At 57.1% G+C, this 24,990-nt stretch carries 25 protein-coding genes, 1 pseudogene and 1 riboswitch; of the genes and pseudogenes, 17 read left to right on the top strand and 9 right to left on the bottom strand.

Going from position 1 to position 24,990, the window contains the following annotated elements; all coding sequences use genetic code 11:
- Window positions 1-314: 314 nt before the first annotated feature.
- Window positions 315-1,265 (bottom strand): hydroxyacid dehydrogenase, encoded by a 951-nt coding sequence (locus OJ965_RS02040; RefSeq protein ID WP_265135387.1) that lies wholly within the window; start codon window positions 1,263-1,265, stop codon window positions 315-317.
- The gene (locus tag OJ965_RS02035) at window positions 1,265-1,957 is read right to left on the bottom strand and encodes an RraA family protein (RefSeq protein WP_046102875.1); all 693 of its coding nucleotides are present in this window, start codon (window positions 1,955-1,957) and stop codon (window positions 1,265-1,267) included. The genes OJ965_RS02040 and OJ965_RS02035 overlap by 1 nt, the downstream gene beginning before the upstream one ends.
- 172 nt (window positions 1,958-2,129) lie before the next feature.
- On the opposite strand from OJ965_RS02035, the gene OJ965_RS02030 reads away from it, so the two are divergent.
- From OJ965_RS02030 to OJ965_RS02010, 5 genes and pseudogenes are all read left to right on the top strand, one after another.
- Window positions 2,130-2,840 carry an IclR family transcriptional regulator gene (locus OJ965_RS02030; RefSeq protein WP_009093107.1) on the top strand — a complete coding sequence of 237 codons (711 nt, stop codon included), beginning with the start codon at window positions 2,130-2,132 and terminating at the stop codon, window positions 2,838-2,840.
- Window positions 2,841-3,177: 337 nt separating this feature from the next.
- Window positions 3,178-4,161 (top strand): DUF1852 domain-containing protein, encoded by a 984-nt coding sequence (locus tag OJ965_RS02025; RefSeq protein ID WP_167431723.1) that lies wholly within the window; start codon window positions 3,178-3,180, stop codon window positions 4,159-4,161.
- Between the two features lie 23 nt (window positions 4,162-4,184).
- Entirely contained in the window at window positions 4,185-5,216 is a 1,032-nt protein-coding gene (locus tag OJ965_RS02020) for a methionine synthase (protein WP_009093105.1), read from the top strand.
- A 305-nt stretch (window positions 5,217-5,521) separates the two neighbouring features.
- A pseudogene (locus tag OJ965_RS02015) lies at window positions 5,522-6,150 on the top strand (LysE family translocator).
- Between the two features lie 141 nt (window positions 6,151-6,291).
- Window positions 6,292-6,729: a GFA family protein gene (locus OJ965_RS02010; protein WP_265135386.1), complete on the top strand. Its 438-nt coding sequence runs from the start codon at window positions 6,292-6,294 to the stop codon at window positions 6,727-6,729.
- A gap of 42 nt (window positions 6,730-6,771) precedes the next feature.
- Here the strand turns inward: OJ965_RS02010 and OJ965_RS02005 are convergent, their stop codons facing one another.
- A complete protein-coding gene (locus OJ965_RS02005) occupies window positions 6,772-7,326 on the bottom strand; it encodes a P-loop NTPase family protein (RefSeq protein ID WP_265135385.1) in 555 nt (184 codons plus the stop codon).
- Between the two features lie 218 nt (window positions 7,327-7,544).
- On the opposite strand from OJ965_RS02005, the gene OJ965_RS02000 reads away from it, so the two are divergent.
- The 6 genes from OJ965_RS02000 (at window position 7,545) to OJ965_RS01975 (ending at window position 12,219) form a co-directional block, all read left to right on the top strand.
- Window positions 7,545-8,663, top strand: a complete 1,119-nt coding sequence (locus tag OJ965_RS02000) for an alkene reductase (RefSeq protein ID WP_140029252.1) — start codon at window positions 7,545-7,547, stop codon at window positions 8,661-8,663.
- A 16-nt stretch (window positions 8,664-8,679) separates the two neighbouring features.
- On the top strand, window positions 8,680-8,997 hold the full coding sequence (locus OJ965_RS01995) for an ArsR/SmtB family transcription factor (protein WP_150029289.1): 318 nt from the start codon (window positions 8,680-8,682) through the stop codon (window positions 8,995-8,997).
- A gap of 107 nt (window positions 8,998-9,104) precedes the next feature.
- A riboswitch (TPP riboswitch) is annotated at window positions 9,105-9,225 on the top strand.
- A gap of 84 nt (window positions 9,226-9,309) precedes the next feature.
- A complete protein-coding gene (locus tag OJ965_RS01990) occupies window positions 9,310-10,293 on the top strand; it encodes an FAD-dependent oxidoreductase (RefSeq protein ID WP_265135384.1) in 984 nt (327 codons plus the stop codon).
- Window positions 10,283-10,480 (top strand): sulfur carrier protein ThiS, encoded by a 198-nt coding sequence (gene thiS / locus OJ965_RS01985; RefSeq protein ID WP_009093097.1) that lies wholly within the window; start codon window positions 10,283-10,285, stop codon window positions 10,478-10,480. The genes OJ965_RS01990 and thiS overlap by 11 nt, the downstream gene beginning before the upstream one ends.
- Before the next feature lie 2 nt (window positions 10,481-10,482).
- Window positions 10,483-11,241, top strand: a complete 759-nt coding sequence (locus OJ965_RS01980) for a thiazole synthase (protein WP_009093096.1) — start codon at window positions 10,483-10,485, stop codon at window positions 11,239-11,241.
- 9 nt (window positions 11,242-11,250) lie between these two features.
- Window positions 11,251-12,219 carry a HesA/MoeB/ThiF family protein gene (locus OJ965_RS01975; protein ID WP_265135383.1) on the top strand — a complete coding sequence of 323 codons (969 nt, stop codon included), beginning with the start codon at window positions 11,251-11,253 and terminating at the stop codon, window positions 12,217-12,219.
- A gap of 8 nt (window positions 12,220-12,227) precedes the next feature.
- Here the strand turns inward: OJ965_RS01975 and OJ965_RS01970 are convergent, their stop codons facing one another.
- A complete protein-coding gene (locus tag OJ965_RS01970; protein ID WP_009093094.1) occupies window positions 12,228-12,641 on the bottom strand; it encodes an ASCH domain-containing protein in 414 nt (137 codons plus the stop codon).
- Between the two features lie 237 nt (window positions 12,642-12,878).
- Window positions 12,879-13,421: a DsbA family protein gene (locus OJ965_RS01965; protein WP_111207174.1), complete on the bottom strand. Its 543-nt coding sequence runs from the start codon at window positions 13,419-13,421 to the stop codon at window positions 12,879-12,881.
- 318 nt (window positions 13,422-13,739) lie between these two features.
- On the opposite strand from OJ965_RS01965, the gene OJ965_RS01960 reads away from it, so the two are divergent.
- From OJ965_RS01960 to OJ965_RS01935, 6 genes are all read left to right on the top strand, one after another.
- Entirely contained in the window at window positions 13,740-14,009 is a 270-nt protein-coding gene (locus OJ965_RS01960) for a hypothetical protein (protein WP_046102883.1), read from the top strand.
- Between the two features lie 454 nt (window positions 14,010-14,463).
- Window positions 14,464-15,054: a fimbrial protein gene (locus tag OJ965_RS01955; RefSeq protein WP_009093091.1), complete on the top strand. Its 591-nt coding sequence runs from the start codon at window positions 14,464-14,466 to the stop codon at window positions 15,052-15,054.
- A 54-nt stretch (window positions 15,055-15,108) separates the two neighbouring features.
- Complete coding sequence (locus tag OJ965_RS01950; protein WP_033736783.1) at window positions 15,109-15,777, top strand: fimbrial biogenesis chaperone; 669 nt, start codon at window positions 15,109-15,111, stop codon at window positions 15,775-15,777.
- A gap of 141 nt (window positions 15,778-15,918) precedes the next feature.
- Window positions 15,919-18,363, top strand: coding sequence for a fimbria/pilus outer membrane usher protein (locus OJ965_RS01945; RefSeq protein WP_420874782.1), 2,445 nt, complete (start codon window positions 15,919-15,921; stop codon window positions 18,361-18,363).
- Window positions 18,364-18,379: 16 nt separating this feature from the next.
- Window positions 18,380-19,489, top strand: a complete 1,110-nt coding sequence (locus tag OJ965_RS01940; RefSeq protein WP_154928954.1) for a fimbrial protein — start codon at window positions 18,380-18,382, stop codon at window positions 19,487-19,489.
- Between the two features lie 190 nt (window positions 19,490-19,679).
- Complete coding sequence (locus OJ965_RS01935; RefSeq protein ID WP_009093087.1) at window positions 19,680-20,207, top strand: sterol desaturase family protein; 528 nt, start codon at window positions 19,680-19,682, stop codon at window positions 20,205-20,207.
- Here OJ965_RS01935 and crtB read toward each other — a convergent pair.
- From crtB to OJ965_RS01915, 4 genes are read right to left on the bottom strand one after another with little or no spacing between them, the layout of a single operon-like run.
- Entirely contained in the window at window positions 20,146-21,075 is a 930-nt protein-coding gene (gene crtB / locus OJ965_RS01930) for a 15-cis-phytoene synthase CrtB (protein WP_046102888.1), read from the bottom strand. The two genes, OJ965_RS01935 and crtB, sit on opposite strands and share 62 nt — an antisense overlap.
- On the bottom strand, window positions 21,072-22,550 hold the full coding sequence (locus tag OJ965_RS01925; RefSeq protein ID WP_046102889.1) for a phytoene desaturase: 1,479 nt from the start codon (window positions 22,548-22,550) through the stop codon (window positions 21,072-21,074). Before OJ965_RS01925 ends, crtB begins: the two co-directional genes overlap by 4 nt.
- Complete coding sequence (gene crtY / locus OJ965_RS01920) at window positions 22,547-23,707, bottom strand: lycopene beta-cyclase CrtY (protein ID WP_009093084.1); 1,161 nt, start codon at window positions 23,705-23,707, stop codon at window positions 22,547-22,549. The genes OJ965_RS01925 and crtY overlap by 4 nt, the downstream gene beginning before the upstream one ends.
- Window positions 23,694-24,986 carry a glycosyltransferase gene (locus tag OJ965_RS01915; protein WP_140029245.1) on the bottom strand — a complete coding sequence of 431 codons (1,293 nt, stop codon included), beginning with the start codon at window positions 24,984-24,986 and terminating at the stop codon, window positions 23,694-23,696. The genes crtY and OJ965_RS01915 overlap by 14 nt, the downstream gene beginning before the upstream one ends.
- Between the last annotated feature and the right edge of the window lie 4 nt (window positions 24,987-24,990).

The raw sequence follows: 24,990 nt of genomic DNA, 5'->3' as shown, positions 1-24,990 counted from the left end.
TGCAGGGGCTCACCCTCGGCTGGAGGAAGAGTGGTGTAAGGAGCGCTGGTTCAGCCAGAAGGGAGGTGCTGACAGTGAGTCTGGCCCTGCAGGGACAGGTGACGCTATCTGCGGGTGTTTAAAGCTGGAGTGCCGCGATGCGGCATCTGAATGCGTCAGTGCATGGCAGGCCACAGGGAGGGCAGAGGGAAAGTTTCAGAGGACAGGGCGGTAAAGCGGCAAGGGCATAGCCTGAAAGCCAGGCAAAAGAGAGAACGCATAAAAAAACCGGCTAAACGGCCCAGGCGCCTGTTTAGCCGGTCAGGAAAAGCCGATCAGGAAACCGGACTTTCGTCTTTCACCGGTTCTGCCAGCACGTTCAGCACGTTTGTGGCTGCCACGGTGCCCATCTTCACGTAGGAGTTATCACTGACGCCACCAATGTGTGGCGACAGAATCACGTTGTCGACATTCTGCCAGATATGCGGGGCGGTCAGCGGTTCTGTGGCAAAGCTATCCAGCGCTGCTGAGGCGATCGTGCCGTCATTCAGTGCCGCGATCAGGGCTTCATCATCGATCAGCCCTCCGCGAGCCGTATTCACCAGAATGGCGCCTTTTTTACACAACGCCAGCGACTCTGCATTGATCATCTTTTGTGTCTGTTCTGTCAGCGGGCAGTGCAATGAAATCACATCTGACTGCCGCAGCAGATCGTTCAGCGAGGAGGAGACACACTCATCCGGGAAAGTGCGCGCATAGGGATCATAGGCCAGGACGTTCATACCAAAAGCGCGGCCGATACGGGCCACGCGACCCCCTATCGCCCCCAGACCCACCAGCCCGAGGGTTCTGCCCTCCAGCTCCACGGATTTGTGGGTCGATTTATCCCAGTGTCCCTGACGCATGCGTTGATCCAGCGGGATCACCGATTTAGCGCAGGCCAGGATCAGCGCCCAGGCGTGCTCTGACACGGCAGCCGCGTTGGCACCCGGGGCCGACTGAACACTGATATGACGCTCAGCGGCGGCTTTCTGGTCGATGACATCGATGCCACTGCCGTGTTTGGAGATAACGCGCAGAGCGGGGGCGGCGTCCATGATGCGGGCGTTAATCTTGCCGTAGCGGACGATGATCCCCACCGGGTTGTGCTGCTGGCAGAGCTGAACCAGAGTCTCTTCGCCCGGCTGTTTGCCTGCATACACAATCGTGAAATCGTCGAGCAGGCTCACTGCCTGCGGCGCCAGATCGCTGGCGGTAACCAGAATGACAGGAGAAGAGGTCGTCATTACAGCACCTCCCCGTCAACCAGCATGCCAGCCGTAAGCAGCGCTTTCTCTAACCAGGGCGCGCGGAGATCGCCATCGCGAATGGCGGCGATGCGGCTGGTTTCGAAATCCAGTTTTTTCTGCGCCAGTTCGATCAGGGCCGGAACGGCTTCACGAGGCAGCACAACCACGCCATCGATGTCGCCAATCACCAGATCGCCAGGCTGAATCGCTGCGCCTGCTACTGAAACAGGGAAGTTAACCCGTCCCGCCACCGATTTGGTTGGGCCACACGGGTTCAGGCCCGCTGCAAATACCGGGAAGCCATTGGTGCTCAGTGCATCGGCATCACGAACCGCGCCATCGATAATGATCCCGGCAATGCCAGAGGCCTGCGCCTGAGTAGACATAATTTCGCCGATTAATGCGCAGCTGATGTCGCCTTTGCCATCAACCACAATCACATCGCCCGGCTGGGCAATAGCCAGTGCGGCGTGGATAGCGAGGTTGTCACCCGGTCTGACTTCAACGGTGATAGCGGGACCGGCAACTTTCATGGTGTGGGAAAGCGGTTTTACGCGTCCGTGCAGCGTTCCGCGTCGCCCGGCAACATCTGCCAGTATCGCGGCCTGAAACTGAGCAGCCTGTTTTACGAGCTCTGGCGCGATACGGGTAATGTCGCGATTGATGAAGGTATTATCTGCATGTGGCATAGATCATCCTCTTTCGTTTTACCAAGTACAACTTTGTTGTACAATATAAAACTACTATATCTATGTTAATTTGGATCACACCAGTGTTAAGCATTCATTTGTGATGTAAATACGATGTGAATCACAAATTACAGGGTAAACTGCCTGCCGTCGCAAACAGGAGAACCTGCTAATGGGGAATGAAGGCGTAATTGCCGTAGAAAAAGCGCTGGCGCTACTGGATTGTTTCAGGCCTGGCGAAGAGTCACTCACGCTGACCGCGCTGGCCCAGCTTTCCGGGTATCACAAAACGACGGTTTATCGCCTGATGAACTCACTGGAACGCATGAATTACGTCATCCGGCGCGACAACGGGGTTTATACCCTGGGACCGAGACTGCTCTATCTGGGCAAGCTCTATGAACAATCCTTTCATCTTGCCACTATCGTCCAGCCTGAGCTACATGCCCTTGCGACGGCCACGGGTGAAAGCGCCACCTGGTATGTCATCGAGAAGGATCAGCGACTCTGTCTGTTCCGCGCGGAACCGTCAGAAGGCTTGCGGGAAACGCGTCTGCCCGGAACGTTTCTGCCGCTGGATAATTCAGCCATCGGAAAGGTGCTTCGCTGCTGGGGACGCAGAGAACCGCTGTTTGAGACTCAGCCGGAACTTCCGTTGTTTACCTCTGGTATCCGCGATCCGCATATCGCCTCATTATCACTTCCGGTGTTTGGTGAGGGCGACAATATGCTCGCGGCCCTGGCCCTGACCGGACCCGCTTCACGCCTGACAGAGGCGAAGCGCGACGGCGGTCTGGGTAAACTGATGAAAGAGGCGGCGCACAGGCTTTCCCTGAAATCGGGTGCGCGAAAAGCATTCTGCGATGATTTTTATAAGATCTAGCGCAGCGCACCAGCGGTAACGTTACCGCTGGTGAGATAAGCCTGGCACCCGTGCAGATTTGCCGCGACGCCGGGTTCTGTGCGAAGGTGACAGGCCCGCGCACGGGTGCGGGTAAATGAATATCCCGCCCGATCGTGAAAAATCCCCCGCTTTCCCGTCTCAACATGAATTTCCTTCATGTTCGTTGAAATTTAATCACTTTTTTTCACCCGCCCGTTGAGGCATAAAGTAAGAATTGTTAATAACTTTGAGAAATATGAATGCTTGTTAAGGGATAGCAAAGCTGCATAACCCTCTCAGCAACAATTCATATCAGCGACCAGGATACCCGATAGCGATGAACAACGATTTTGCCTTTACCATCAAGCGTATTCGTTTCGACGAAAACTATAACCCTTCAAAAAATACGCGCGCGACGACGAACTTTGCGAATTTAGCGCGTGGCGAAAAGCGTCAGGAAAATCTGCGCAACGCCCTGGTGATGATCGATAATCGTTTTAACTCGCTGGCGCACTGGGACAATCCAAAGGCTGACCGTTACTCCGTAGAACTCGAGATCATTTCTGCGGAGCTGAATCTTCAGGGTGGCGCTGACGGCGAAGCGTTTCCGGCTATCGAAATTTTAAAAACCTATATCGTGGATCATCACACCGGTGAGCGCAGCGAAGGCATTGTGGGAAATAATTTCTCATCCTACGTGCGCGATTATGATTTCAGCGTGGTGCTGGCAGATTTTAATAAAGGGCAGACTGAATTCAGCACGCCCGCGGATTTTGGCCAGCTGCACGGCAACATTTTTAAAAGCTTTGTTAACTCACCGGTCTATAAAGAGAATTTCAGCAAATCACCGGTTATCTGCCTGAGCGTGTCCAGCAAAAACACCTATGTGCGTACCGGCAATCAGCATCCCATTCTGGGCATTGAATATCAGCAGGATGCGCCCTCACTGACCGATTTCTACTTCGGGAAAATGGGCCTGAAAGTGCGTTTCTTTATGCCGCAGGGCAGCGTTGCGCCGCTGGCGTTCTATTTCCACGGGGATCTGCTCAGCGATTACACCGACCTTGAGCTGATCGGCACTATCAGCACTATGGAAACGTTCCAGAAGATCTATCGCCCTGAAATCTATAACGCGAATTCCGCTGCCGGTCACTGCTATCAGCCGACGCTGCAGCATCAGGATTACTCTTTAACCCGGATTGTTTACGATCGTGAAGAGCGCAGCCGGCTGGCTGTTGAGCAGGGGAAATTTACTGAGGCCCATTTCATTAAGCCTAACCAGACCCTGCTGGCGCAATGGTCCGCTGAATCCGTTCTTTAATTAAAATTAAAAGGTCACCTGCTATGAAAACCTTATTACCGACATCCACCGCTGGCAGCCTGCCAAAACCCTCCTGGATCGCACAGCCAGAGGTGCTCTGGTCACCCTGGAAACTGCAGGATGATGAGTTAGTGGCGGGTAAATTAGATGCGCTGCGTCTCTGCCTGGACGATCAGGTGCGGGCGGGGATCGATATCGTCAGTGATGGTGAGCAAACCCGTCAGCACTTCGTCACGACCTTTATCGAACACCTCAGCGGCGTGGATTTTGAAAAGCGCGAAGTGGTGCGTATCCGCAATCGTTATGATGCCAGCGTCCCGACCGTGGTGGGTGAAGTCTCGCGCCAGAAGCCGGTCTTTGTCGAAGATGCAAAGGTTTTACGTAAGCTGACCGATCGTCCGATTAAATGGGCGCTGCCGGGGCCGATGACCATGATCGATACCCTTTACGACAACCACTACAAAAGTCGCGAAAAACTGGCGTGGGAATTTGCAAAAATCCTCAACCAGGAAGCGAAAGAGCTGGAAGCCGCAGGCGTGGATATTATTCAGTTTGATGAGCCGGCTTTTAACGTCTTTTTCGACGAGGTTAACGACTGGGGTATTGCGGCACTAGAGCGCGCTGTCGAAGGGCTGAAGTGTGAAACCGCCGTGCATATTTGCTATGGCTATGGCATCAAAGCGAACACCGACTGGAAGAAAACGCTGGGAACCGAGTGGCGCCAGTATGAAGAGGTCTTCCCGAAACTGCAGCGCTCATCGATCGATATCGTCTCACTGGAGTGCCAGAACTCGCGGGTGCCGATGGATTTGATCGAGCTGATTCGCGGTAAAAAAGTGATGGTCGGCGCCATTGATGTGGCAACCCATAATATTGAGACGCCGGAAGAGGTCGCCAGTACGCTGCGCAAGGCGTTGCAGTTTGTGGATGCCGAAAATCTCTACCCTTCGACCAACTGCGGCATGATCCCGCTGCCGCGTCATGTTGCCAATGGCAAGCTCAACGCATTAAGCGCAGGCGCAGAGATTGTCCGCAGAGAAATTCTGGGCAAATAAGCGTTTCCTGAGCCCGTTCAGTCCGGCGAATGATTTCATTTTCACAATGCGATCGGCCGGACTGAATCTTAATCCTGCTTTTGCCCGTCTCATTTCCCGCTAAACTCTTCAGCACTGCGCCCGTGCGCGATGACAAATGCGCATATAAACCGCTCAACCTGCCGGATTTCATCCGGACTCTCATCCGACCTGATCTTTATCCCCGCTGAATGAGATTCCGCCCATCAGGCGGACGACAGCATCACTGGTAAATGTTCGCCACAACCGATATAACAGATTGATAACAATCAATCTCAGAGGCAGTTATGGCGCTTTCGCATGAATTACTCCTGATTTTCACCACCTACTTTGTCGCCACGGCCAGCCCGGGTCCCAGCAATATGGCGATAATGGGAACGGCGATGAAAAAGGGCAGGGGAGCCGCCCTGGCGCTGGCAGCAGGTGTGGTGAGCGGCTCGATGATCTGGGCGCTACTGGCCGCCTGTGGCGTGCTGACGGTGCTGGCCACCTTCGCAAAGTTGCTGATTGTATTGAAGGTTGGCGGCGGGTTATATCTGCTCTGGCTGGCATTTAAAGCGGGTAAATCGGCCCTGCGCCGCACGGAAGCGACAGGCATTGATGCCAGCACTGAACGGGTCGCCTGGGGCAGACTGTTTCGCCAGGAATACTCATGCATGTCGGCAATCCCAAAGCGATTCTCACCTGGGTGGCGATCATGTCTTTTGCCCTGAAGCCCGATATGGCTGCCTCCACGGTACCGCTGATCATCGCTGGCTGTGCAACGATCTGTCTGCTGGTGTTCGGTGGATATGCGCTGCTCTTCTCGACGGCGGTGATGAGCGCGTTCTATCGCCGCATCCGTCGCGGACTGGAGGCACTGTTAGCCTGCTGCTTTGTGCTGGCGGGGCTGAAACTGGTGTTCAGTCGCCACTAAGTCGGGGATGGCCGTTCGCGACTTCTGCATGAAAATGGCACACCCTGTGCTGATGCAAACAACGGTTTCGCCAGGGTGTCACTGCGATCAGGGGGGCATCCGCAGCGGTGGCCTCTCTCATTACATCAACAAGGCGGTGAAATGAAAGGCTCGTGCTTGTGTGAAACGGTGGTTTTTGAGCTGGCAGCGCCACCCACGCTTTACTACCGTTGTCACTGTTCGCTGTGCAGAAAGCAGAGCGGAACCGGTTATAACCTGGCGACGCTGGTGAAAGCGGGGGAGTTCCGCTGGACTGGCGGAGAAGATCACCTGGCGTCATGGCAAAAAGCCAGCGGTTATCGCAACGATTTCTGCACCCGCTGTGGCTCCACCGTGCCCAACCCGCTGCGGGGCAGGCCTTATGTCTGGGTTCCGGTGGGTTTACTCAATGAGGCGGTGGATATGCAGTGTGTCGGCGACTTCTGCACTGATGATGCGATGCCCTGGGACACGACCCGCTCAGCAACCACCCATGCCGGACCGGTGCCGTCGCTGACGGCGCTGCTGACCCATCTGAAAATTGCTGATGAATCGCCATAGTTTCTCTGACGGTTTCTGTCTGCATTCCTGGCCGTTGGCTGGTTATGCTCCAGAGTGTTTTAGCTGAAGTCCCCACTCTTCCGCGCAGATATTCATGGCGCGAGGAGAACTGAGCAGCAGTTTTGGCAGCGTGAGCGAGTCATAGATCTGCCTGTGCCGCTTCCGGTTCTGAGGGGCGATGCGGGCAATGTAGTTTATCATCGCCAGGCTTACCGGCTCTCTGTTAGTCCTGAGTCCCCCGATCCGCGGCGTGGAGGAGTAGCATCGCCGGACATAGCGCAGCAGCGCTAAAGGCACGCTGACATCCAGAAGAATCAGTCCGGTGGCCCGGGCGAGCCGTGCTTCAATACACTTGGTGTAGTTGCCTTCCATGATCCATCTCTCCTGACTGACTGCTTCGGCGTGTAAACGAAGGAACACGTCCGGCTCCCTGGGCACCCACTGACTGCCTGGAATATGATGCAACTGATCCAGGTGCACCACAGGCAGACCTGTTTTGCGTGACAGGGCCTCAGCCAGCGTGGATTTTCCGCTGTTAGAAGGCCCGAGAATACAGATGCGTGGTCCCAGCGCGTCTGACGAGATTAGCCTGTTCACAGATAGCTCCCTGTTAAAATCCGGTAAATGCGCGCTGAGGGGGGTTGCGTCTGCATCCGGAACATAAATCTTACCCCACGGGTTCATCGCCTGGCGATAAGTCTCTCATAACCTGATGAAATCAGGCACAGGACAAATAAAAAGTCCGCAAACACATTTACAAATTTAAATGTGTAAATATAATATCGCCTCTTCAAACACCAGAGGATTTTTTTGTCATGCCATCACTTTTTACCCCCCTGAGCCTGGGCGACCTTCAGCTCCGTAACCGCATCGTTCTGCCGCCGCTGACCCGCTGCCGCAGTGAGCAGCCAGGCAATGTTCCCGGTCCGATGATGGTGGAATATTATCGCCAGCGCGCCGGTGCCGGACTGATGATCACTGAAGGCACCCAGATTGAGCCTCGCGGGCAGGGCTATGCATGGACGCCGGGGATACACAGTGAAGCGCAGATTGCGGGCTGGAAAAAAGTCACCGAAGCAGTGCATCAGGAAGGTGCCACTCTTTTCTGCCAGCTCTGGCACGTGGGGCGGGTGTCCCATAATGAACTTCAGCCAGGAAAAGAGGCCCCGGTTGCGCCGTCAGCGATAGCCGCCGATAACGTCCGGGTCTTTATTGAAACCGGACCGGGTGCCGGAATGTTAACCGCGCCCAGCGAGCCGCGGGCGCTGACGAACGCGGAAGTAAAAGAGATTGTGGCGCTTTACCGGCGGGCGGCGGAAAATGCCAAAGCGGCCGGGTTCGATGGCGTTGAGCTTCACTCCGCCAACGGCTATCTGATTAATCAGTTTATTTCTGAGCACACCAACTTCCGTACGGATGAATATGGTGGCTCGCCTGAGAATCGTCTGCGTTTTCTGCGTGAAGTGGTTGAAGCGGTAAGTTCGGTCTTTGGCAGTCATCGTGTCGGCGTCCGGTTTGCCCCGCTTTTCAGCAGCACGGACGAAGATCGTGTCTATCTGGGTCTGGTCGAAAGTGATCCGCATGCGACTTATATCCGCGCTGCGCAGCTGCTCAATGAGCTGGAAATTGGTTATCTCTCTATCGCCGAGGCGGACTGGGATAACAGTCCTGACCTGCCGGAGAGTTTCCGGATTGCGCTGCGGGAAACCTTCCGCTCGCCCATTATCTACTCAGGCCGTTACACCGCCGAAAAAGCCCAGCGGATGCTGGATAAAGGCTGGGGTGACCTGTTTGGTTTTGGCCGCACCTTTATCGCCAACCCCGATCTGCCCGCGCGGATTAAAGCAGGCAATCCGCTGAATCCGGTGGACCACACCTCCCTGTATGGCGGAACGGAGAAAGGGTATACTGACTACCCTGTTTATCCATCCTGATGTTTTGTGAGGCGGCATGTCACCCGAAGAGGCCCTGAAGTTACTGGCCAATCCCACCAGAATGGCCGTACTGATGTGGCTCAAAAACCCTGACGAAGCGTTTGCGGGCTATGTCCAGCTCTATCCCTTCGACCAGTATGGCGTCTGTGCCAGTCTCATCCAGGACAAGGCGGGCTTATCGCAGCCCGCCACCTCGTTATGCCTGAAAGCCCTGCAGAGTGCCGGACTGGTGGAAACCAGCAAAGTGGGTAAATGGACCTACTATCGCCGCGCCGAGCCGCGTATTCGGGAAGTCACCGACGCAGTGACGCACTCCCTGCAGGCGCTGCTATAGACGTCGCCGCGCGCCTCTGATTCGGTAACGACATCTTTCCATATCTCTCTCTTTCTGCGTCATGCCCCTGCACACTGCTTGACGAAGCTGTTCGCTTCACTTACAACTAAACCCGTCAGGGGAGTCTCGCCGGAGAGACTGAGAGGCTGATAGCGCACCCGCGCGGCTCAGCGACCCTTAGAACCTGACCCAGTTGATACTGGCGTAGGAAGACGGGTATCGCATCAGATACTTGCCGCAGGAGCGCATTCGCGTCGCTTCTGCCTATTCCCTCTGTATCACGGGTCTTCGTTAACGGATAACGAGGCGAATGTGACCCACTCAATCCTGAATCTCTCTTCTTCTGTGGCGGGCAGCCAGGGCCGCTGGTCGGTGCTGGGCAGCGGCGTCGCCGGACTCTGTGTCGCCACCCTGCTGGCGGAACGGGGAGAAGCTGTCGAAATTATTGCTCAGCCTGACTGCCGGGCAGCCTCGCACTGGGCGGGCGGCATGCTCGCGCCCTGGTGCGAGGCAGAAAGTGCACCGCCAGAGGTGATCGAATGGGGCCAGCATGCCGCGGGCTGGTGGGCAAAGCGTGTGGATGGCGTGGTGCAGCAGGGCACGCTGGTGGTTGCACCGCCGCGTGACAGCCGTGAGCTGACGCGCTTTGCCAGCATGACGCAGCAGCATCAGTGGGTGGCCCCCGGCGACGTTGAGCCGGCGCTGGAAAACCGCTTCGCACGCGGCCTTTTTTTTGCCCGGGAAGCGCATCTCGACCCGCGTCGGGCGCTGCAGCAGCTGCAGGATACGCTCAAAGAGGCGGGCGTGCCGTTTCACAGCGGTCAGCCCGGCGGAAAGATTATCGACTGTCGCGGCATCCACGCCGCCGATCAGCAGCCCGCGTTGCGTGCCGTGCGCGGCGAAATGGTGATCCTCCATACCCCCGACATTTGCCTCTCCCGTCCCGTCCGGCTGCTCCATCCGCGCTTTCCCTGCTATCTGGTGCCTCGTGCCAATGGGCACTTCATGCTGGGTGCCACCATGGTCGAAAGCCATGATAGCAGCCCGATTAGCGCGAAAGCGATGATGGAGCTGCTGAGCGCCGCTTACAGCCTGCATCCGGCGCTGGCTGAAGCGCGGATCGTCGAGAGCGGTACCGGGTTGCGTCCTGCTTACCGGCAGAATCTGCCGGAGGTGCGCTACGAAAATGGCCGCTTCTCGCTCAACGGCCTCTACCGACACGGCTTTTTACTGGCCCCGATAATGGCTGAAAACCTTATGCGGCGACTGACTCAGGAGACACCCCATGCGAATTGAACTCAACGGACGCGCGATTGAAACCGGCGCAACGACCCTGGCGGAGCTGATGCAGGAGCAGCAGATCGATCCGCGCACCGTCGCCACCGCCCTGAACGGTGAGTTTGTGCCGCGCACCCGTTACGCCAGCCAGCGACTTGAGGCCGGGAATCAGCTGGAAATTCTGTCCCCGATGCAGGGAGGTTAATCATGTTCTATCAGTTTGCACCGACATCCCGTTTTCTGCTCGGCACCGCCGGTTACCCCTCGCCGGAGATTCTGCATCAGGCGATCGACGCGTCAGGCGCGGAGATCATTACCGTCAGCCTGCGACGGGAGGGGCGGGAAGGCGCGGCCTTTCGCACGCTGCTGCAACAGCTCAACAAACGGATTCTGCCGAATACGGCCGGCTGCCATTCGGTAAAGGAGGCGGTTACCACGGCGCAGATGGCGCGTGAACTGTTTGATACCCCCTGGATCAAGCTGGAGGTAATTGGTCATGCCGACACGCTGCAACCCGACCCCTTTGCCCTGGTGGAAGCCGCCCGCATTCTCTGCGCTGACGGATTTCAGGTGTTTCCCTACACCACGGAAGATCTGATTGTCGGTGAAAAACTGCTGGAAGCCGGCTGTGAAGTGCTGATGCCCTGGGGGGCGCCGATTGGCTCCGGCCAGGGACTGCGCAATATCGAGGGGCTGCGCGCCATGCGTGCCTGGTTTAAGGATATTCCGCTGATTATTGATGCGGGGATCGGCGCGCCGGGCCAGGCGGCTCAGGCGATGGAGATGGGTTTTGATGGCGTATTGCTCAACACGGCCGTAGCAAAAGCTCGCGATCCGGTCCGGATGGCCGGCGCCTTTGCCGCCGCGATCCATGGCGGACATGAGGCGTTTCAGGCCGGGCTGATGGAGCAGCGCGATATGGCGTCGGCCTCCACGCCCCTGTTTGGTCTGGCACAGTTCAGTTAAGGAGCGACAATGGATCGTTATCAGCGACAGACGATGTTACCGGAAATTGGTGAGGCGGGGCAGCAGCGACTGAGCAGGGCGCGGGTGCTGGTTGTGGGCGCGGGCGGTCTCAGTGCCACGCTGCTGCCCCTGCTGGCAGGTGCCGGGGTAGGGTTCATTCGTCTTTACGACGGCGATCGGGTTGAACTGCACAATCTTCACCGGCAGACGCTGTTTGGCGTGGACGATGTCGGGCAGCCAAAAGCCCTCTGCGCACAGCGGGCACTGGCGCAGCGAAACCCTGAGTGTGAAGTCGACGCGCATCCGCAGTCACTGAGCGCCAGTCTGCTGCCGCAGGCGCTGGCGGAGATTGATGTGGTGGTGGATGCGGCGGATAACTTTGCCATTACCTATCAGCTTTCGGACGCCTGTTATCCGCGCGGCCTGCCGCTGATCTGCGCCTCAGTGCTGGGGCGTAAAGGTTATGTCGGCGGATTCTGCGGCGGTGCGCCCGGCTATCGCGCGCTGTTTCCGCACTTGCCCACTGCATCGGCTGACTGTAACACCGCGGGCGTTATGGGGCCTGCGGTGGCCACGCTGGGGGCCATGCAGGCACAGATGGTGCTCACGGTATTGCTGAAACTGACGCCTTCACCGCTGGGTTGTATGATCCACTGCGACCTGGCCTCGTGGCATATGCGACAGTTCCGCTTTGACGATGCCCCGGAACCGGAGGCGCCGGGCACGCCGTTCATCGACCAGGCCATGCTCACCGGTGAGGACTGCATTGTGGAGTTGCGCAGCGCCGAAGAGGCCCCGGTCAGCGTGGCGGAAGGGGCGTTGCGCATTCTGCCAGAGCAGATCGCCAGCTGGCAGCCGCCTGCCGATCGACGCGTGGTCCTGGTGTGCGCCAGCGGAATGCGGGCCGCGCGTGCGGCTGAAAATCTTGCCGCACGCGGGGTCACGCGTCTGGCGCTGATGGCGGCAAAGGCGCTGTAACTGCCGGTTCAGATCACCTCGACCAGCTGGAACGTTTCGAAAATCAGCTCCATCTCAGGGTGAAAAGAGCCTTCCCGCTGAAAGTATCGCTGATGTTCCTGACGCCAGTAGTCGAGGCTGAGATCGCCTTCACCTTCAAGCATCGCCATCTCCGGCGTCACCCGGTCAAAGCGCGTCAGGAACAGCCCGGTGGTGCGGATCACGCAGACGGGCTGCTGTTCACCGTTGAGAACAATGCTGTAACCGCCCGGCTGGGGCAGTTTTTCCTGATCCTGCCAGTTGGCTGCCGACCCACAGGTGGCCACTTTTTTACCCGCAATAATCAGCGTACTTAACGCGTTCGCCAGCTCGGGTGAATCACCAAATGCATCGACCATCGCATCCGGATATTTTTCCTGCAGTTGTTCCAGCGTCATCGCCATCAGCAAATCCTTATGAAAGTGGGTGCGTGCCTGCCTGCATCATTGCAGAGGCACCGAAAAGGTGTGCAGCCGTTCTCTCTGCAACAGCGTTATCTGCGGAGCAGGCTGCCTGTCGCCGAACAGCTTACCCGGCATTCCGGCAGGAAAACAGGCGAATCTCCGGGATAAGCCGTTTTGCCCGCCGATGTCGTGCACAAGCGCCGCTGTCAGGCAAAGCAGTGACTCAGGAGAGACGAACTAGCGTTTCAGGAAGCTCGCCCACTGCTCAATGTCATCACCGCTGCTAATCTCAGGCTGCACCAGGCCGTTAACCATAAAGGTAGGAGAGACGTGAATGCCATTCTGGCGGGCGTATTTGCAGTGCCACTTGATGGCATTCTGCAAATCGGGCCGATCAAATGCCGCCATGGCGTCGACGCCACTGTAGGTTTTCAGGCGTTCCAGAATCTGATTCGGGGTGGCATCGCGGTTCGGACCGGTGCAGTGGTCGGTAAATTCAAACTCTTCCCGGTGATCGGCAACGGCCTGCATCACCTGTCTGGCGGCCGTTTTACTTTCGCAGGCCGCGGCGAGGATATAGCGCACAATGAGACCCGAATAGAGGTGCCACGGCTGGGACTGCAGACGGATCTTCAGAGTGATGTTCTCTTCGCCTGCGTGCGCCAGTAAGGCGTCGAATTTATTGAAAGCGCGAACGGAAAACGGACAGGTAGGTTCCAGAAAGACTTCGAAGATCGCAGGACCCTGACCCCAGACCAGAACATCAGCGTGCTGATTCATTAACCACTCCTTAAGTTTAAACGTAACGGGAAGTCGTCTTACTCTGGCAAATCCGCGGCACAGCAGCCAGTTAAGAATGGGGCTCAATTGTTACAAAAATCGGCAATCAGAAGCGGAGCCGCAGGTAACAGGCGACAGGCAGGCCTCTGAATCGTTAGAATTATCCGTTCTGGCAATCTTCGCCGCGGGTTCTGGACGGCCGCTGGCGAGTCGCTATAGTTAATCAGCAGCGTTCATTCGCCTGAATGAGAAGATCCTTTCTGTGACTTCCCTGTCGGGGATACACGGGAAGCGGATACGTGTTAGAAGAGGCTAAATTTGTATACCGATCTCACCTGGAAAACACTCTATCGCATTATTAACCAGACGATCGCGGACATGCTGGATGAGCAGCAGACCCTGGATGTCCTGTCACTGCGCGCCCGTCTGCTTGAACGGGCGGAAAAAGAGGAGGATGAGGTGATGGTGCTCTGCTACTGGCAGGCCTGCAAAATACTGAGGCGTTTACCTGCCACCGTGACTGCCAGCCAGTTAATGCTGGCTGCCCGCCATGCTTTTCGTGCGCCGCTGGATAACGATCTGCCTTGAGTGAAGCGGACAGGTGCGCGTCAGCCGTGAACATAACAGAAAGGGCGACGCCTGAACCGGAGAGAGATCCCTGCGGGTCATAGCGCAGAGCGCCCATTCATACCTGATTTAACGATGGACTGCTTAAAGATCCCCATTCTGGAATTCATAAATATTTTTTGAAAATATAATGGGTAATTAAAGTGATCATATTATTCATCACATCCTGTCTTTTATTTTCCGACTATTTAAGTCGGGATTGCTGGAATTGATCCTGCTCAATTAACCTCCTCAATATTAAATCTCAGCCCCGGATAAATCTGCTCGTTTAAGTTTCGTCTACCTTTGTTTAATTAATATACCCGCAACATAATAAACAGCGCGTTATTATGTTGGCGCATTCTTATTGGTGCATATTTATCCATCAGGTGGTTGGTTGCGGCCACTTTGCATGTTCTGAAAAGAGAAACAGTTGATGAATATCAGAAAACGTATTCTGCCAGTGGCGCTGGCGGGCCTTATGATTTCCGGATCAGCATTCGCCACCCCGACTGACGGCCCATCCCCTATTAATACGAATCCGGGAACGGCAGCGGGAACGCAGGGAGCCGGTGGTGAAGTTAAATTTACCGGTGAAATTACCGATGTATCCTGCAACGTGACAACCGCCAGTAGTAAGCAGAGTATTGATTTAGGCAAATGGGCCAAATCCTATTTCGAAAGCCGTACGGAAACCACTGAAACGCCGTTCACTATTTCAGTCACAGACTGCCCGACATCCGTCAAAAAAGTGGCGGTGCTTTTCGATGGCGATAAAGACAGTGGCGACAGTACCCTGCTTAAAGTTGCCAGCGGCGGGGCGTCCGGTGTCGGCGTGAAACTTTATGAAGCTGACCGTCAGACTCAGGTGGCTATCGGCGCCGTCTCCAAAAACGTTGATGTAGTGGCAGCCAGCACGGGGGGGCACGCCGATTTAAAATTCTATGCTGATTATAAAAGTGACGGTGCCGCTATTAATGTGGGCGCGGCCAATGCCGTATCAAATTTTGTGATGGTTTATAACTGATTCATAGCAGGGGCAACCCTGCTTTCCCTCCGTAATTCAATGGCGTAACGCTCTATGATTAAGGTAATAAGAATTATTTCGCTCATTTCGGCGTGTCTGCTTCATCTCGCGGCGCATGCAGGTGTGGTGATGGGAGGGACCCGGGTTATTTTTGCTGAAGGAAAAAAGGAAGCCACGCTGTCGGTAACAAATCAGGATAAAACGACACCCTATCTGATCGAATCCTGGATCGAGAATGCCGATAAAAATAATCACACCCGCGTCCCTTTTATTGTGACGCCCCCGCTGTTTCGCCTGGATGCCAATAAAGAGAACCTGCTCAGGATTAATTATCTGGGCATGCCACTGCCGAAAGATCGGGAGTCTGTTTTCTGGCTGAATGTCAAATCGATCTCACCCACACCGCGCGATAAAAGCAATCAGCTGCAGGTCAATATTAAATCGAAATTTAAACTCTTTTTCCGGCCAAAAGGGCTGGCGGGAAATCCGGCTGACGCCTGGCAGGACATCGCGTTTCGCCAGCAGGGCAACCAGCTGATTGCGCATAACCCGACGCCCTATTTCGTCTCCTTTTATACGCTGAGCGTGAATCATCAGGCGATCAACGATCCCGGCATGATTGGTCCGGGTGAAGATCGTCACTGGACGGTCAGCCATGCCGGCCCGGTGAGCTGGTCTGCCATCAATGACTATGGCGGCGTTACTGAAGAACGTACACGCTGATGGATTTTGTTGTGGTTTTACTGATCTGATGCCGGGGCCTTAACCGTGAAAGTGACGCAGCACGCGCAGTTAAAGAAGAGAAAATATGCAAAGACGAAGCATGCCTCTTCATGGCTGGCGGGTGTACCGGGAGTGATACTGATGGTGTTCTGCCCGTTGCGGGCTGCCCGCGCCGACGACTACTTTAATCCGGCGGCGCTGGAGTTTTCATCCGATCAACACACGGCCGCCGATCTGCACTATTTCGCCCGTGAGGGCGGCCAGCAGCCCGGCACCTATCATGTCTCGCTGTTGCTCAACAACAAAGTGATTGATAGCCGTGATGTCTCTTTTGTTGAGGGCAAAAACGGGCTGATTCCACAGCTGACGGTAGCCGATCTCTCCGCGATGGGGGTAAACGTTGAGGGTTTCTCTGCATTCAGCCACCTGAAGAAAGATGAGGCGATTGCTGAGCTGGGCGATTACATTCCCGATGCCTCAAGTGACTTTGATTTTGCGCACCAGCAGTTAAACCTTTCCATTCCCCAGATTGCCCTGAAGATGAAAGATCGTGACTATGTCGATCCCGCCAGCTGGGATGAGGGCGTATCAGCGGCTTTCGTGGACTATAACCTCTCTGGCAGCAGCGGCCGCAATCAGAATGACCGCTGGAACTCGACGCTGCTGAGCCTGCGCAGCGGGGCTAATCTTGGCGCATGGCGTCTGCGTAACACGTCCAGCTGGCGTTACGATCTGGTCAGTCACTGGCAGTCTCAGACGACCTGGCTGGAGCGGGATCTTAAGACGCTGAAAAGCCAGTTCCGGGTCGGTGATACCTACACCTCGGGTGACGTGTTTGACAGCGTGCAGTTTCGGGGGGTGCAGATGATGTCTGATGACACCATGCTTCCCGAAAGTCAGCGCGGCTTTGCCCCGGTGATCCATGGCATCGCCCACAGTAATGCGCGGGTGACGGTGAGTCAGCAGGGTTATGTGATTTATGAAACCGTGGTCGCACCGGGTGCTTTCGAGATTAAAGATCTCTATCCCACCGCTCAGAGCGGCGATCTTGATATCACTATCCATGAAAGCGATGGTTCGGTGCGCACCTTCACCCAGCCTTACTCTGCGGTGCCTTATATGCTGCGTCAGGGACATCTGAAATATAGCGTCAGCGGTGGTCGTTATCACTATTCAGGCAGTCACAATCTGCGCTCACCTGAATTTGTCCAGTCCACGCTGTTTTACGGACTGCCGCATGACTTTACCGCCTTTGGTGGCGTACAGCTCGCGCAAAACTATCATGCTGTGGCGGCGGGGCTGGGCAAGAGTCTGGGTGATTTCGGCTCGCTGGGAATGGATGTGACCTTCGCCAGCACCCGGTTACCGCAGGGGCTGAGCCGAAGTGGTCAGTCCGTGCGCGCGCAGTATCAGAAAAATTTTGCCTCCACGAATACCACTTTCAGCATGGCCAGCTATCGCTACTCCTCCAGCGGATTTTATGCCTTCAGCGAAGCCAATGCGCTCACCAGCCCGGCGAGCTATGTCGATAACAAGCGCAGTCGTTCAGAAATTGCCGTCTCCCAGGGTATCGGTGACGCTGGCAGTCTCAGTGCGTCTGCCTATATGCAGCGCTACTGGCGATCAAACAGAAACGACCGCACCCTGCATCTGGGTTTCTACAGCAATTATAAAGCCATCTCCTGGGGCGTGGCCTGGTTTTACACCGACTCGACCCAGGCCCGGAAAGCTGACCGCGCTATCTCCTTCAATATTTCGGTTCCACTGAGTGCCTTACTGCCGGACAGTTCGGTCAGTTACAGCATGAATGCCAGCAATCGCGGGGATGTCTCGCAGCAGGTCGGCCTGTCAGGCAGTGCATTGCAGAACAATAACCTGCACTACACCCTGCAGCAGGGCCACGACAGTCAGGGGCAGAATGTGAACAGTAGCGGCTCGCTGGACTATCGCGGCAGTCAGGGCAGCGTCAGTGTCGGAGTTGGTCATGATCGTCACAGTACGCAGTACAGCTATGGTCTCTCGGGCGGGATCGTGGCCCATGTGCACGGCGTGACGCTAAGCCAGCCGCTGGGGGATACCTTCGCGATTGTCCGGGTTCCGGATACCGCCAATGTGGGCATCCAGAGCGGCAGCAATGTGTTCACGGACGGCCGCGGCTATGCAATTGTGCCTTCACTCTCGCCGTATCATGAAAATGCCATCGAGCTGGAAACTGAAACGCTGCCGGACAATGTAGACGTGGAACTGGATGGGCAAACGGCTATCCCGACCCGCGGGGCGATTGTGCTGGCTGACTACGCGACCCATGTGGGGAACCGGGTGCTGTTCACGCTTACCTGGCAGCATACCTTCCCGCCTTTTGGTGCCACAGGGCAGATTGCCATCCATGCCGGGGGGAATCAGAGCAGCACAAGCGGCATTGTCGCAGAAAAGGGCGAACTCTATCTGAGCGGTGTGCCCGCTCAGGGGACGGTTGAAGTGAAGTGGCAGGAGGAGGGGAAACAGAAAAGCTGTCGCGCGCCGTTCCGCCTGTTTGACGCCAGCGGCACGAATCCGGTCAGACTGGTCTCTGCGGTTTGCCAGTAATTCACAGGAGTTTCAGATGAAATCAGTTCAGCGTGTCATTAAAGGGATCGTGCTGCTCATCCCGGCACTGGTCTGCTGGCCCTCTCTGGCCCAGGAGTCGTGTCAGGGGGTGAGCCAGGTGGTCGTGCAGGTGCATAACGTCAATTATGTGCCGGGCGCCGCTGACGGCACCCCCATCTCTGCGCAGATGCCCGTGCAAAGTACCAATGCGTTTACCTGCAATAAAAACAGCGGTGAGCAGGGCTATGCCTGGAAAGATATGGGGTTTCAGATTAATGCTGAAGAGTCGGGATTACAGACCTCAATTGCGGGAGGGCACACGACGCCAATTTATCGCGTACCGGGTGTTGAGAGCATCGGATTCGCGATTGGATTTAAAGAGCCTTCATATTGCAACAGCGGCTTTTTCGATACCACCGGCAAAGGCAAAACCAGTTCGATCTGTAACTCGCAGGTCAGTCCACAGTTCAACGCGGCACACGACATCAAACTGCAGTCCTATGTGGTGTTTTACAAAATTCCGGGACAGCATTCCCCGCTGAATCCAGGCAACCAACCCGCGAATGTCGGTGAGGTAAACATCGGTAATGCCAGCCTGAAGGTGGGGAACAGTGCGGCCAGCAGCCAGCCGATCAACGACAGGCCACAGCTCTTTCTCTCCAGCTTCACGGTGCAATATGGCAGCTGTGCCGTTGTCACATCCCAGTCTGCGATTAACGTGGAGATGGGAAAAGTGAGTAAGGCGGAGTTCACCGGCATCGGCAGCCGGGCGGGAAGCGAAAAAAGTTTCCGGATTCAGGTGATGTGCGAACACAGCGCCGCAGTCAAAGTCGGCTTTTTTGGCATGGCGACCGCTGGCGACAAGGATGCCATCAGCCTGACACCACAGAGTAACGCCGCGTCAGGGGTGGGCATTGCCTTGACCTATGGGCCCGGTCTGCAGGTTGCAGAAGGCCAGCGCGTGCCGCTGAATGTGCCGACCGATCAGCTGCCGGTGCTGACTACCGTTTCCTCACCCGATCAGGCGAAGTCGATGTCGTTTAACGCCCAATATATTCAGACCGACAGCCAAGTGACGGCGGGCAAAGCGGACGGGACCGTCACCTTTAATCTGGTGTATAACTGAGCCGTTGCCGCTGACGCGGATTCCCCGGTTATGGCGACCGGTTTCCCTTCCGGGTCCGGCTACCTGGGTTATCCGCTTTATCATCTGCAGTAATTGTTAAAACCCGCCAAACCCGCCCGGCTGTTTCTGCCATTCTCTGTTAAAATTGAACCTCTGCGCCACTTTGCAGGATGCATGTTCGGGAGAAGCTATGTTGTGGATTTGGAATGCCCTGATTGTTCTGGTCACCGTGATCGGCATGGAGATAACGGCTGCGCTGGCGCACAAATATATTATGCATGGCTGGGGCTGGGGCTGGCATCTGTCGCATCATGAGCCGCACAAGGGCTGGTTCGAGGTTAACGATCTTTATGCGGTGGTGTTCGCGGGCCTGTCGATTTTACTGATCTGGCTGGGCAGCACGGGCGTCTGGCCGTTGCAGTGGATCGGCGCCGGGATGACGCTTTATGGCCTGCTCTACTTTATTGTTCATGACGGCCTGGTTCACCAGCGCTGGCCCTTCCGCTATGTTCCGCGCCGGGGCTATTTACGTCGGCTCTATATGGCGCACCGGATGCATCACGCGGTGCGCGGAAAAGAGGGGTGTGTCTCGTTTGGCTTCCTCTATGCGCCACCGCTGTCAAAACTGCAGGCGACGCTGCGTGAACGTCACGGCGTTAAACGGGGCGCTGCCAGAGGTGAGCGGGGCGTGGAGCAGGACGCGCCATCCGGGAAGTAACCGCCTGACCTGACGCCGCCATCAGCATGACCAGTTTCTCGGGCGTGCTGGTGGACAGGCGCTGATCCCACGCCGCTGGCCCTGCCTGAATCACTTTCATGCCGATTTTACGATAGACCTGCTTCGCGGTTGCGATTGCCCATGCCGATCGCAGCGGCAGGCCTGGCAGACCTGCTGTGGCCGAGTGATAGTAGGGCTCCGCCGTTTCAACCAGGCGACGGGCGACGCGGCTCAGCGCCTGACGATGTTGTGGCGCGGCCAGAGTTTCCCGTGTAAGCCCCTCTTCAGCCAGCCACGCTTCAGGCAGATAACAGCGGTCTGCGGCCGCATCTTCGACGATGTCGCGGGCAATGTTGGTCAGTTGAAACGCCAGACCGAGATCGCAGGCGCGATCCAGCGTGGCCCTGTCGCGCACCCCCATGATCTGCGCCATCATCAGACCGACCACGCCCGCCACGTGATAACAGTAGCGCAGCGTGTCGTCCAGGGTCTGATAGCGCGTCTCACGCACATCCATCGCAAAACCGGCCAGATGAGCAAAGGCGTAGTCAGGCAGAATATCGTGCGCCATTGCCACCTCCTGAAAGGCCGCAAAGGCAGGCTCATGCATCTGCAACCCGGCATAAGCCTGGCGGGTTTTTGTCTCCAGCTGCGCCAGACGCTGTTCGGCGGAGAGTCGCGACGGCGTATCGTTGCTGAAGCCCAGCACCTGATCGTCAATCACATCATCACAGTGACGGCACCAGGCGTAGAGCATCAGCACACTGCGTCGGGTTTTGGCATCGAACAGTTTCGATGCCGTGGCAAAACTTTTTGAACCCACTTCCATGGTTTCTACAGCATGATCGAGCAGTGACGGACTGTTCAAGCCAGATCCTCCAGCATCAATCCTGCCGTGGCTTTCGCCGAGCCCACCACGCCAGGAATGCCTGCGCCAGGATGCGTGCCTGCGCCGACCAGGTAGAGGTTACTGAGGTGTTTATCGCGGTTATGTGGCCGGAACCAGGCGCTCTGGGTCAGGATGGGTTCAACCGAGAAGGCGGAGCCCTGATAGGCGTTCAGCTCATCGCGAAAATCGAACGGCGTGAAGATGCGGTGCGTCACCAGCTGACTGCGCAGGCCCGGCATGTAGTGCTGTTCCAGATAGTCAAAAATACGGTCGCGCAGGCGCGGACCTTCAACCGCCCAGTCGATATCAGCCGTGCCGAGATGCGGCACCGGGGCCAGCACGTAGTAGCTGCCGCAGCCTTCCGGAGCCAGTGAGGGATCGGTGACACAGGGGGCGTGCAGGTAGAGCGAGAAGTCCTCGGCCAGACCATCACGATTGAAGATCTCATCGATCAGTTCACGGTAGCGCGGGCCGAAGCAGACGGTGTGGTGAGCCAGCTGGTCATGATGATGATTCAGGCCAAAATAGAGCACAAACAGGGAGTTGCTCATGCGCTTGTTCTGCAGTGTCTTTCCCTGAGCCACAGAAGGGGGATGCTGACGCAGCAGATCATGGTAGGTGTGCACCACGTCTGCGTTGGAGGCGACGGCGCGGGTCGGGAGTACCCGGCCATCTTCGAGATGGACGGCCGTAATCCGGTTTTCCTGCGTTTCCAGCCGGGCCACGCTGGCATTCAGTTCCACTTCGCCACCCAGATCCTCGAACAGTTTCACCATGCCCTGCACCAGTGCGCCCGTGCCGCCGCGCGGGAACCAGACTCCCCATTCACGTTCCAGCGCATGAATCAGCGTGTAGATGGAGGAGGTGGCAAAGGGATTGCCGCCGACCAGCAGCGAGTGAAAGGAGAACGCCTGACGCAGGTGTTCATCCTCAATGTAGCTTGCCACCTTGCTGTAAACACTGCGCCAGGCCTGCAGTTTTGCCAGCTGCGGCGCGGCGCGCAGCATGTCGCGGAACGAGAGAAACGGCACGGTGCCCAGTTTCAGATAGCCTTCGGCGAACACGGCGCGCGAGTAAGCCAGAAAACGGCGATAGCCTTCGACATCACGCGGATTAAAGGCGGCGATCTGCGCTTCCAGTTCGGGCTGATCGTTGTCATAACTGAACACCCTGCCTGACTCCCAGCAGAGACGATAAAAGGGCCTGACCGGCAGCAGCTCAACATAGTCAGCGAGCTTTTTACCCGCCAGCGTAAATAACTCTTCAATCGCGCTGGGATCGGTGATCACCGTCGGGCCGGCATCAAAGGTGTAGCCCTGATCCTGATAAACATACGCCCGGCCGCCTGGCTTATCGCGCTTCTCCAGCAGTCGGGTGGGAATGCCTGACGCCTGAAGGCGAATCGCCAGCGCCAGACCACCAAAGCCTGCGCCAATTACTGTCGTTCTGTTCATTGCATCGCCTGTTGACGGTGAGGAGTCATGATAGCCTGTAACGCCGCCAGTACGGGGACCGGGGGCTTGCCGCTTAAAATACGCAGCCGATCAGGCAAAGTAAGTTTTCCCGCATAAAAACGGGCGATCAGACCTTCGGGAAGGCCATAAAAACGTTGCATCACCTGCCAGCGCTGCCCGGCCGGCCCCGCCAGAAACAGCATCCGGTTCAGCATGCGAAAGAAGCGCTGCTGCTGCCAGGCCTGGGAGGCCACCTGTCTGATAGTGGCGTTGAGTGAGGCCGATGTCATTGCGGGCATCTCCGCCAGCCGATCAGCCAGCGCCACTGCCAGCGGCAGTGAGTAGCCGGTGGTGGGATGAAACAGCCCGGCGCGTAAGCCGCTGCACGGTAGGTCACGCTTTTGCCAGAATGCGTCAACGTCGCCTGTCAGCGTGATGGGCAGGGCACCCTGTTCTTCGCGCAGCAAACGGGCCAGCTGCCAGCCCTGCTGCGCCGCGTAGTCACGAATATTCTGGCGGGCGCGTTCACCGTCCAGCGTGGCGCGGTCGATATAATGGGTGTCTTCAATCAGCAGCGTATCGGCCGAAAAGGGCAGGCTGTAGACAAAGCGATAGCCTGCCTGCTGGTCAACCGTGGCATCCATAATGATCGGCGCGGTCAGCCCGTGTGGAGCACTCAGCTGCCACTCCTGTCCGACAAACGACTGAAAGCCCATGCGCAGCGCGCCATCGGGCTGGTAGCCCCGGCCATCAATCACGGCATCCGCTTCCACTACCCGGCCATCGTCCAGCGTGACCGAGTGTGAATCGAGCGTTGCGACACGCGTATTCAGCAGCAGGTCAGCGGCAAAGTGATCGCGCATGACCTGAGCGAAGCGCTCTGCTGTGACACAAAAATAGCCACTGTTCAGATGGCGCTGACGTTGCGGAAAGCGCACCTCATAACCGGGCCAGTGATGCACCACCAGCGGGGCGATCCAGCGGTGCTGCGCTTCAGTCAGGTCGTCTGCATGAAAGGACCAGGTGTGATGAGCGCCAGGCTGACTCTCCGCGTCAATCAGCAGTATGCGCAGCGACGGCCGCTGCTGGCGGAGGCGCAGCGCAATCAGCCCGTTGGCCAGACCCGCGCCCACCAGGATCAGATCATACCGTGGCATAGGCACTCCCGTTCAGCACGGGCTGGCGGGTCAGCATCGCCTGCTCGACGATATCCGCTGCCAGCGAGGCGCCACCCGCCTGACGAAGCGCGGCGCGCAGGGGCTTCATCTGCTCAGCATAGTGCGTATCCGTCAGTAAGGTCTGCAGCTGGCGGGCCATGGCGTGACTGGTGGTAAAACGTGAGGCGCGGCGGCCGATACCGTGCCAGACCACCCTGGCTGCCACGCCCGGCTGATCAAAGGCCAGCGGGATTGTCAGCAGAGGCGTCAGATGGTTAATCGCATCCAGCACCGTGTTCATGCCGCCGTGGGTAATGGCCAGGTCGGCCTGGGCCAGCGCGGCGGCCTGGTCAGCAAAATCGACAACCTGAACATGGCTGGCCTGCGCCAGTTTCTCCGCCTGAAACGGCGACAGGCGGCCACAGTGGGCCAGCAGTAACTGCGCGTCGATCTCCTGACAGGCGCGGACGATCGTTTTAAACAGGCCGTAACGGTGTCCCTGCAGGGTGCCGAGGGAAGCAAAAATGCGCGGCCTGTTGCCATGCGGAAAATAGCGCGGCTGTGTGGCCTGGGGCGCGTCCGGGGCGCGCAGCGGACCAACAGCATGAAAATGGTCGGGCAGCGCCTGACGGGGAAAATCCAGCGCCGGGATCAGCTGGCTGATTTGTGCCAGCGGAGAAAAACAGTGGTGCAGCTTTTCCCGCGGTGACAGCCCCATTGCATGGGCGTTACGTGCGATTACCCTGTCGTGGCGGCGCATCAGCCAGTCGTAGATTTTTTCACTGGCACGATAACGTTCGCGCGCCTGGTCGCTGGTGCCATAATCAAACGGCATCACTGCCAGCGGGAAATCCGCTTCACGGTTAAGCGGCAGGGCACAGGCCACCGAAACATAAGGCAGATCGAGTGCTTCAGCGGCCAGCGCGCCGGCCGGCTCCATCTGATCGACAATCACGCCATCCACTGCCAGCGTATTCAGCACCACCGGCAGTTCGCGACAGAGCATATCGCTGCTGCGCGCCATCTCACTGATCAGTTTCAGCATCGACGGGCCAAGGGGGTGTGCAGCCAGCTGCAGGGTATGAGCCAGACTTCCGGCAGGATGCGAGGTTAAGCCCAGCGGAAAAAAGCCGATGCGGCGGTCGGTGAGCAGTGCGCTGACGTCCGTCTGCTGAATAAAGGTGATACGGTGTCCGCGTGCTATCAGGGCCTGGCTGAGATGCTGAAGCGCCTGCACATGGCTATAGAAGGGCGGTGCAATAACCGCAAAGTGGCTCATGCAG

Origin of the sequence: Pantoea anthophila, from assembly GCF_026104315.1 — a bacterium.
GTDB classification, from domain to species: domain Bacteria; phylum Pseudomonadota; class Gammaproteobacteria; order Enterobacterales; family Enterobacteriaceae; genus Pantoea; species Pantoea anthophila.
The sequence above is the reverse complement of the archived record's forward strand: the minus strand, read 5'-3'. Positions and strand labels throughout refer to the sequence as shown.

Excerpts from the sequence above, each read along its gene's own strand:
- OJ965_RS02040 (WP_265135387.1), bottom strand. The coding sequence starts at position 1,265 with ATGACGACCTCTTCTCCTGTCATTCTGGTTACCGCCAGCGATCTGGCG.
- OJ965_RS02035 (WP_046102875.1), bottom strand. The coding sequence starts at position 1,957 with ATGCCACATGCAGATAATACCTTCATCAATCGCGACATTACCCGTATC.
- OJ965_RS02030 (WP_009093107.1), top strand. The coding sequence starts at position 2,130 with ATGGGGAATGAAGGCGTAATTGCCGTAGAAAAAGCGCTGGCGCTACTG.
- OJ965_RS02025 (WP_167431723.1), top strand. The coding sequence starts at position 3,178 with ATGAACAACGATTTTGCCTTTACCATCAAGCGTATTCGTTTCGACGAA.
- OJ965_RS02020 (WP_009093105.1), top strand. The coding sequence starts at position 4,185 with ATGAAAACCTTATTACCGACATCCACCGCTGGCAGCCTGCCAAAACCC.
- OJ965_RS02010 (WP_265135386.1), top strand. The coding sequence starts at position 6,292 with ATGAAAGGCTCGTGCTTGTGTGAAACGGTGGTTTTTGAGCTGGCAGCG.
- OJ965_RS02000 (WP_140029252.1), top strand. The coding sequence starts at position 7,545 with ATGCCATCACTTTTTACCCCCCTGAGCCTGGGCGACCTTCAGCTCCGT.
- OJ965_RS01995 (WP_150029289.1), top strand. The coding sequence starts at position 8,680 with ATGTCACCCGAAGAGGCCCTGAAGTTACTGGCCAATCCCACCAGAATG.
- thiS (WP_009093097.1), top strand. The coding sequence starts at position 10,283 with ATGCGAATTGAACTCAACGGACGCGCGATTGAAACCGGCGCAACGACC.
- OJ965_RS01980 (WP_009093096.1), top strand. The coding sequence starts at position 10,483 with ATGTTCTATCAGTTTGCACCGACATCCCGTTTTCTGCTCGGCACCGCC.
- OJ965_RS01975 (WP_265135383.1), top strand. The coding sequence starts at position 11,251 with ATGGATCGTTATCAGCGACAGACGATGTTACCGGAAATTGGTGAGGCG.
- OJ965_RS01970 (WP_009093094.1), bottom strand. The coding sequence starts at position 12,641 with ATGGCGATGACGCTGGAACAACTGCAGGAAAAATATCCGGATGCGATG.
- OJ965_RS01965 (WP_111207174.1), bottom strand. The coding sequence starts at position 13,421 with ATGAATCAGCACGCTGATGTTCTGGTCTGGGGTCAGGGTCCTGCGATC.
- OJ965_RS01955 (WP_009093091.1), top strand. The coding sequence starts at position 14,464 with ATGAATATCAGAAAACGTATTCTGCCAGTGGCGCTGGCGGGCCTTATG.
- OJ965_RS01950 (WP_033736783.1), top strand. The coding sequence starts at position 15,109 with ATGATTAAGGTAATAAGAATTATTTCGCTCATTTCGGCGTGTCTGCTT.
- OJ965_RS01945 (WP_420874782.1), top strand. The coding sequence starts at position 15,919 with ATGGTGTTCTGCCCGTTGCGGGCTGCCCGCGCCGACGACTACTTTAAT.
- OJ965_RS01940 (WP_154928954.1), top strand. The coding sequence starts at position 18,380 with ATGAAATCAGTTCAGCGTGTCATTAAAGGGATCGTGCTGCTCATCCCG.
- OJ965_RS01935 (WP_009093087.1), top strand. The coding sequence starts at position 19,680 with ATGTTGTGGATTTGGAATGCCCTGATTGTTCTGGTCACCGTGATCGGC.
- OJ965_RS01925 (WP_046102889.1), bottom strand. The coding sequence starts at position 22,550 with ATGAACAGAACGACAGTAATTGGCGCAGGCTTTGGTGGTCTGGCGCTG.
- crtY (WP_009093084.1), bottom strand. The coding sequence starts at position 23,707 with ATGCCACGGTATGATCTGATCCTGGTGGGCGCGGGTCTGGCCAACGGG.
- OJ965_RS01915 (WP_140029245.1), bottom strand. The coding sequence starts at position 24,986 with ATGAGCCACTTTGCGGTTATTGCACCGCCCTTCTATAGCCATGTGCAG.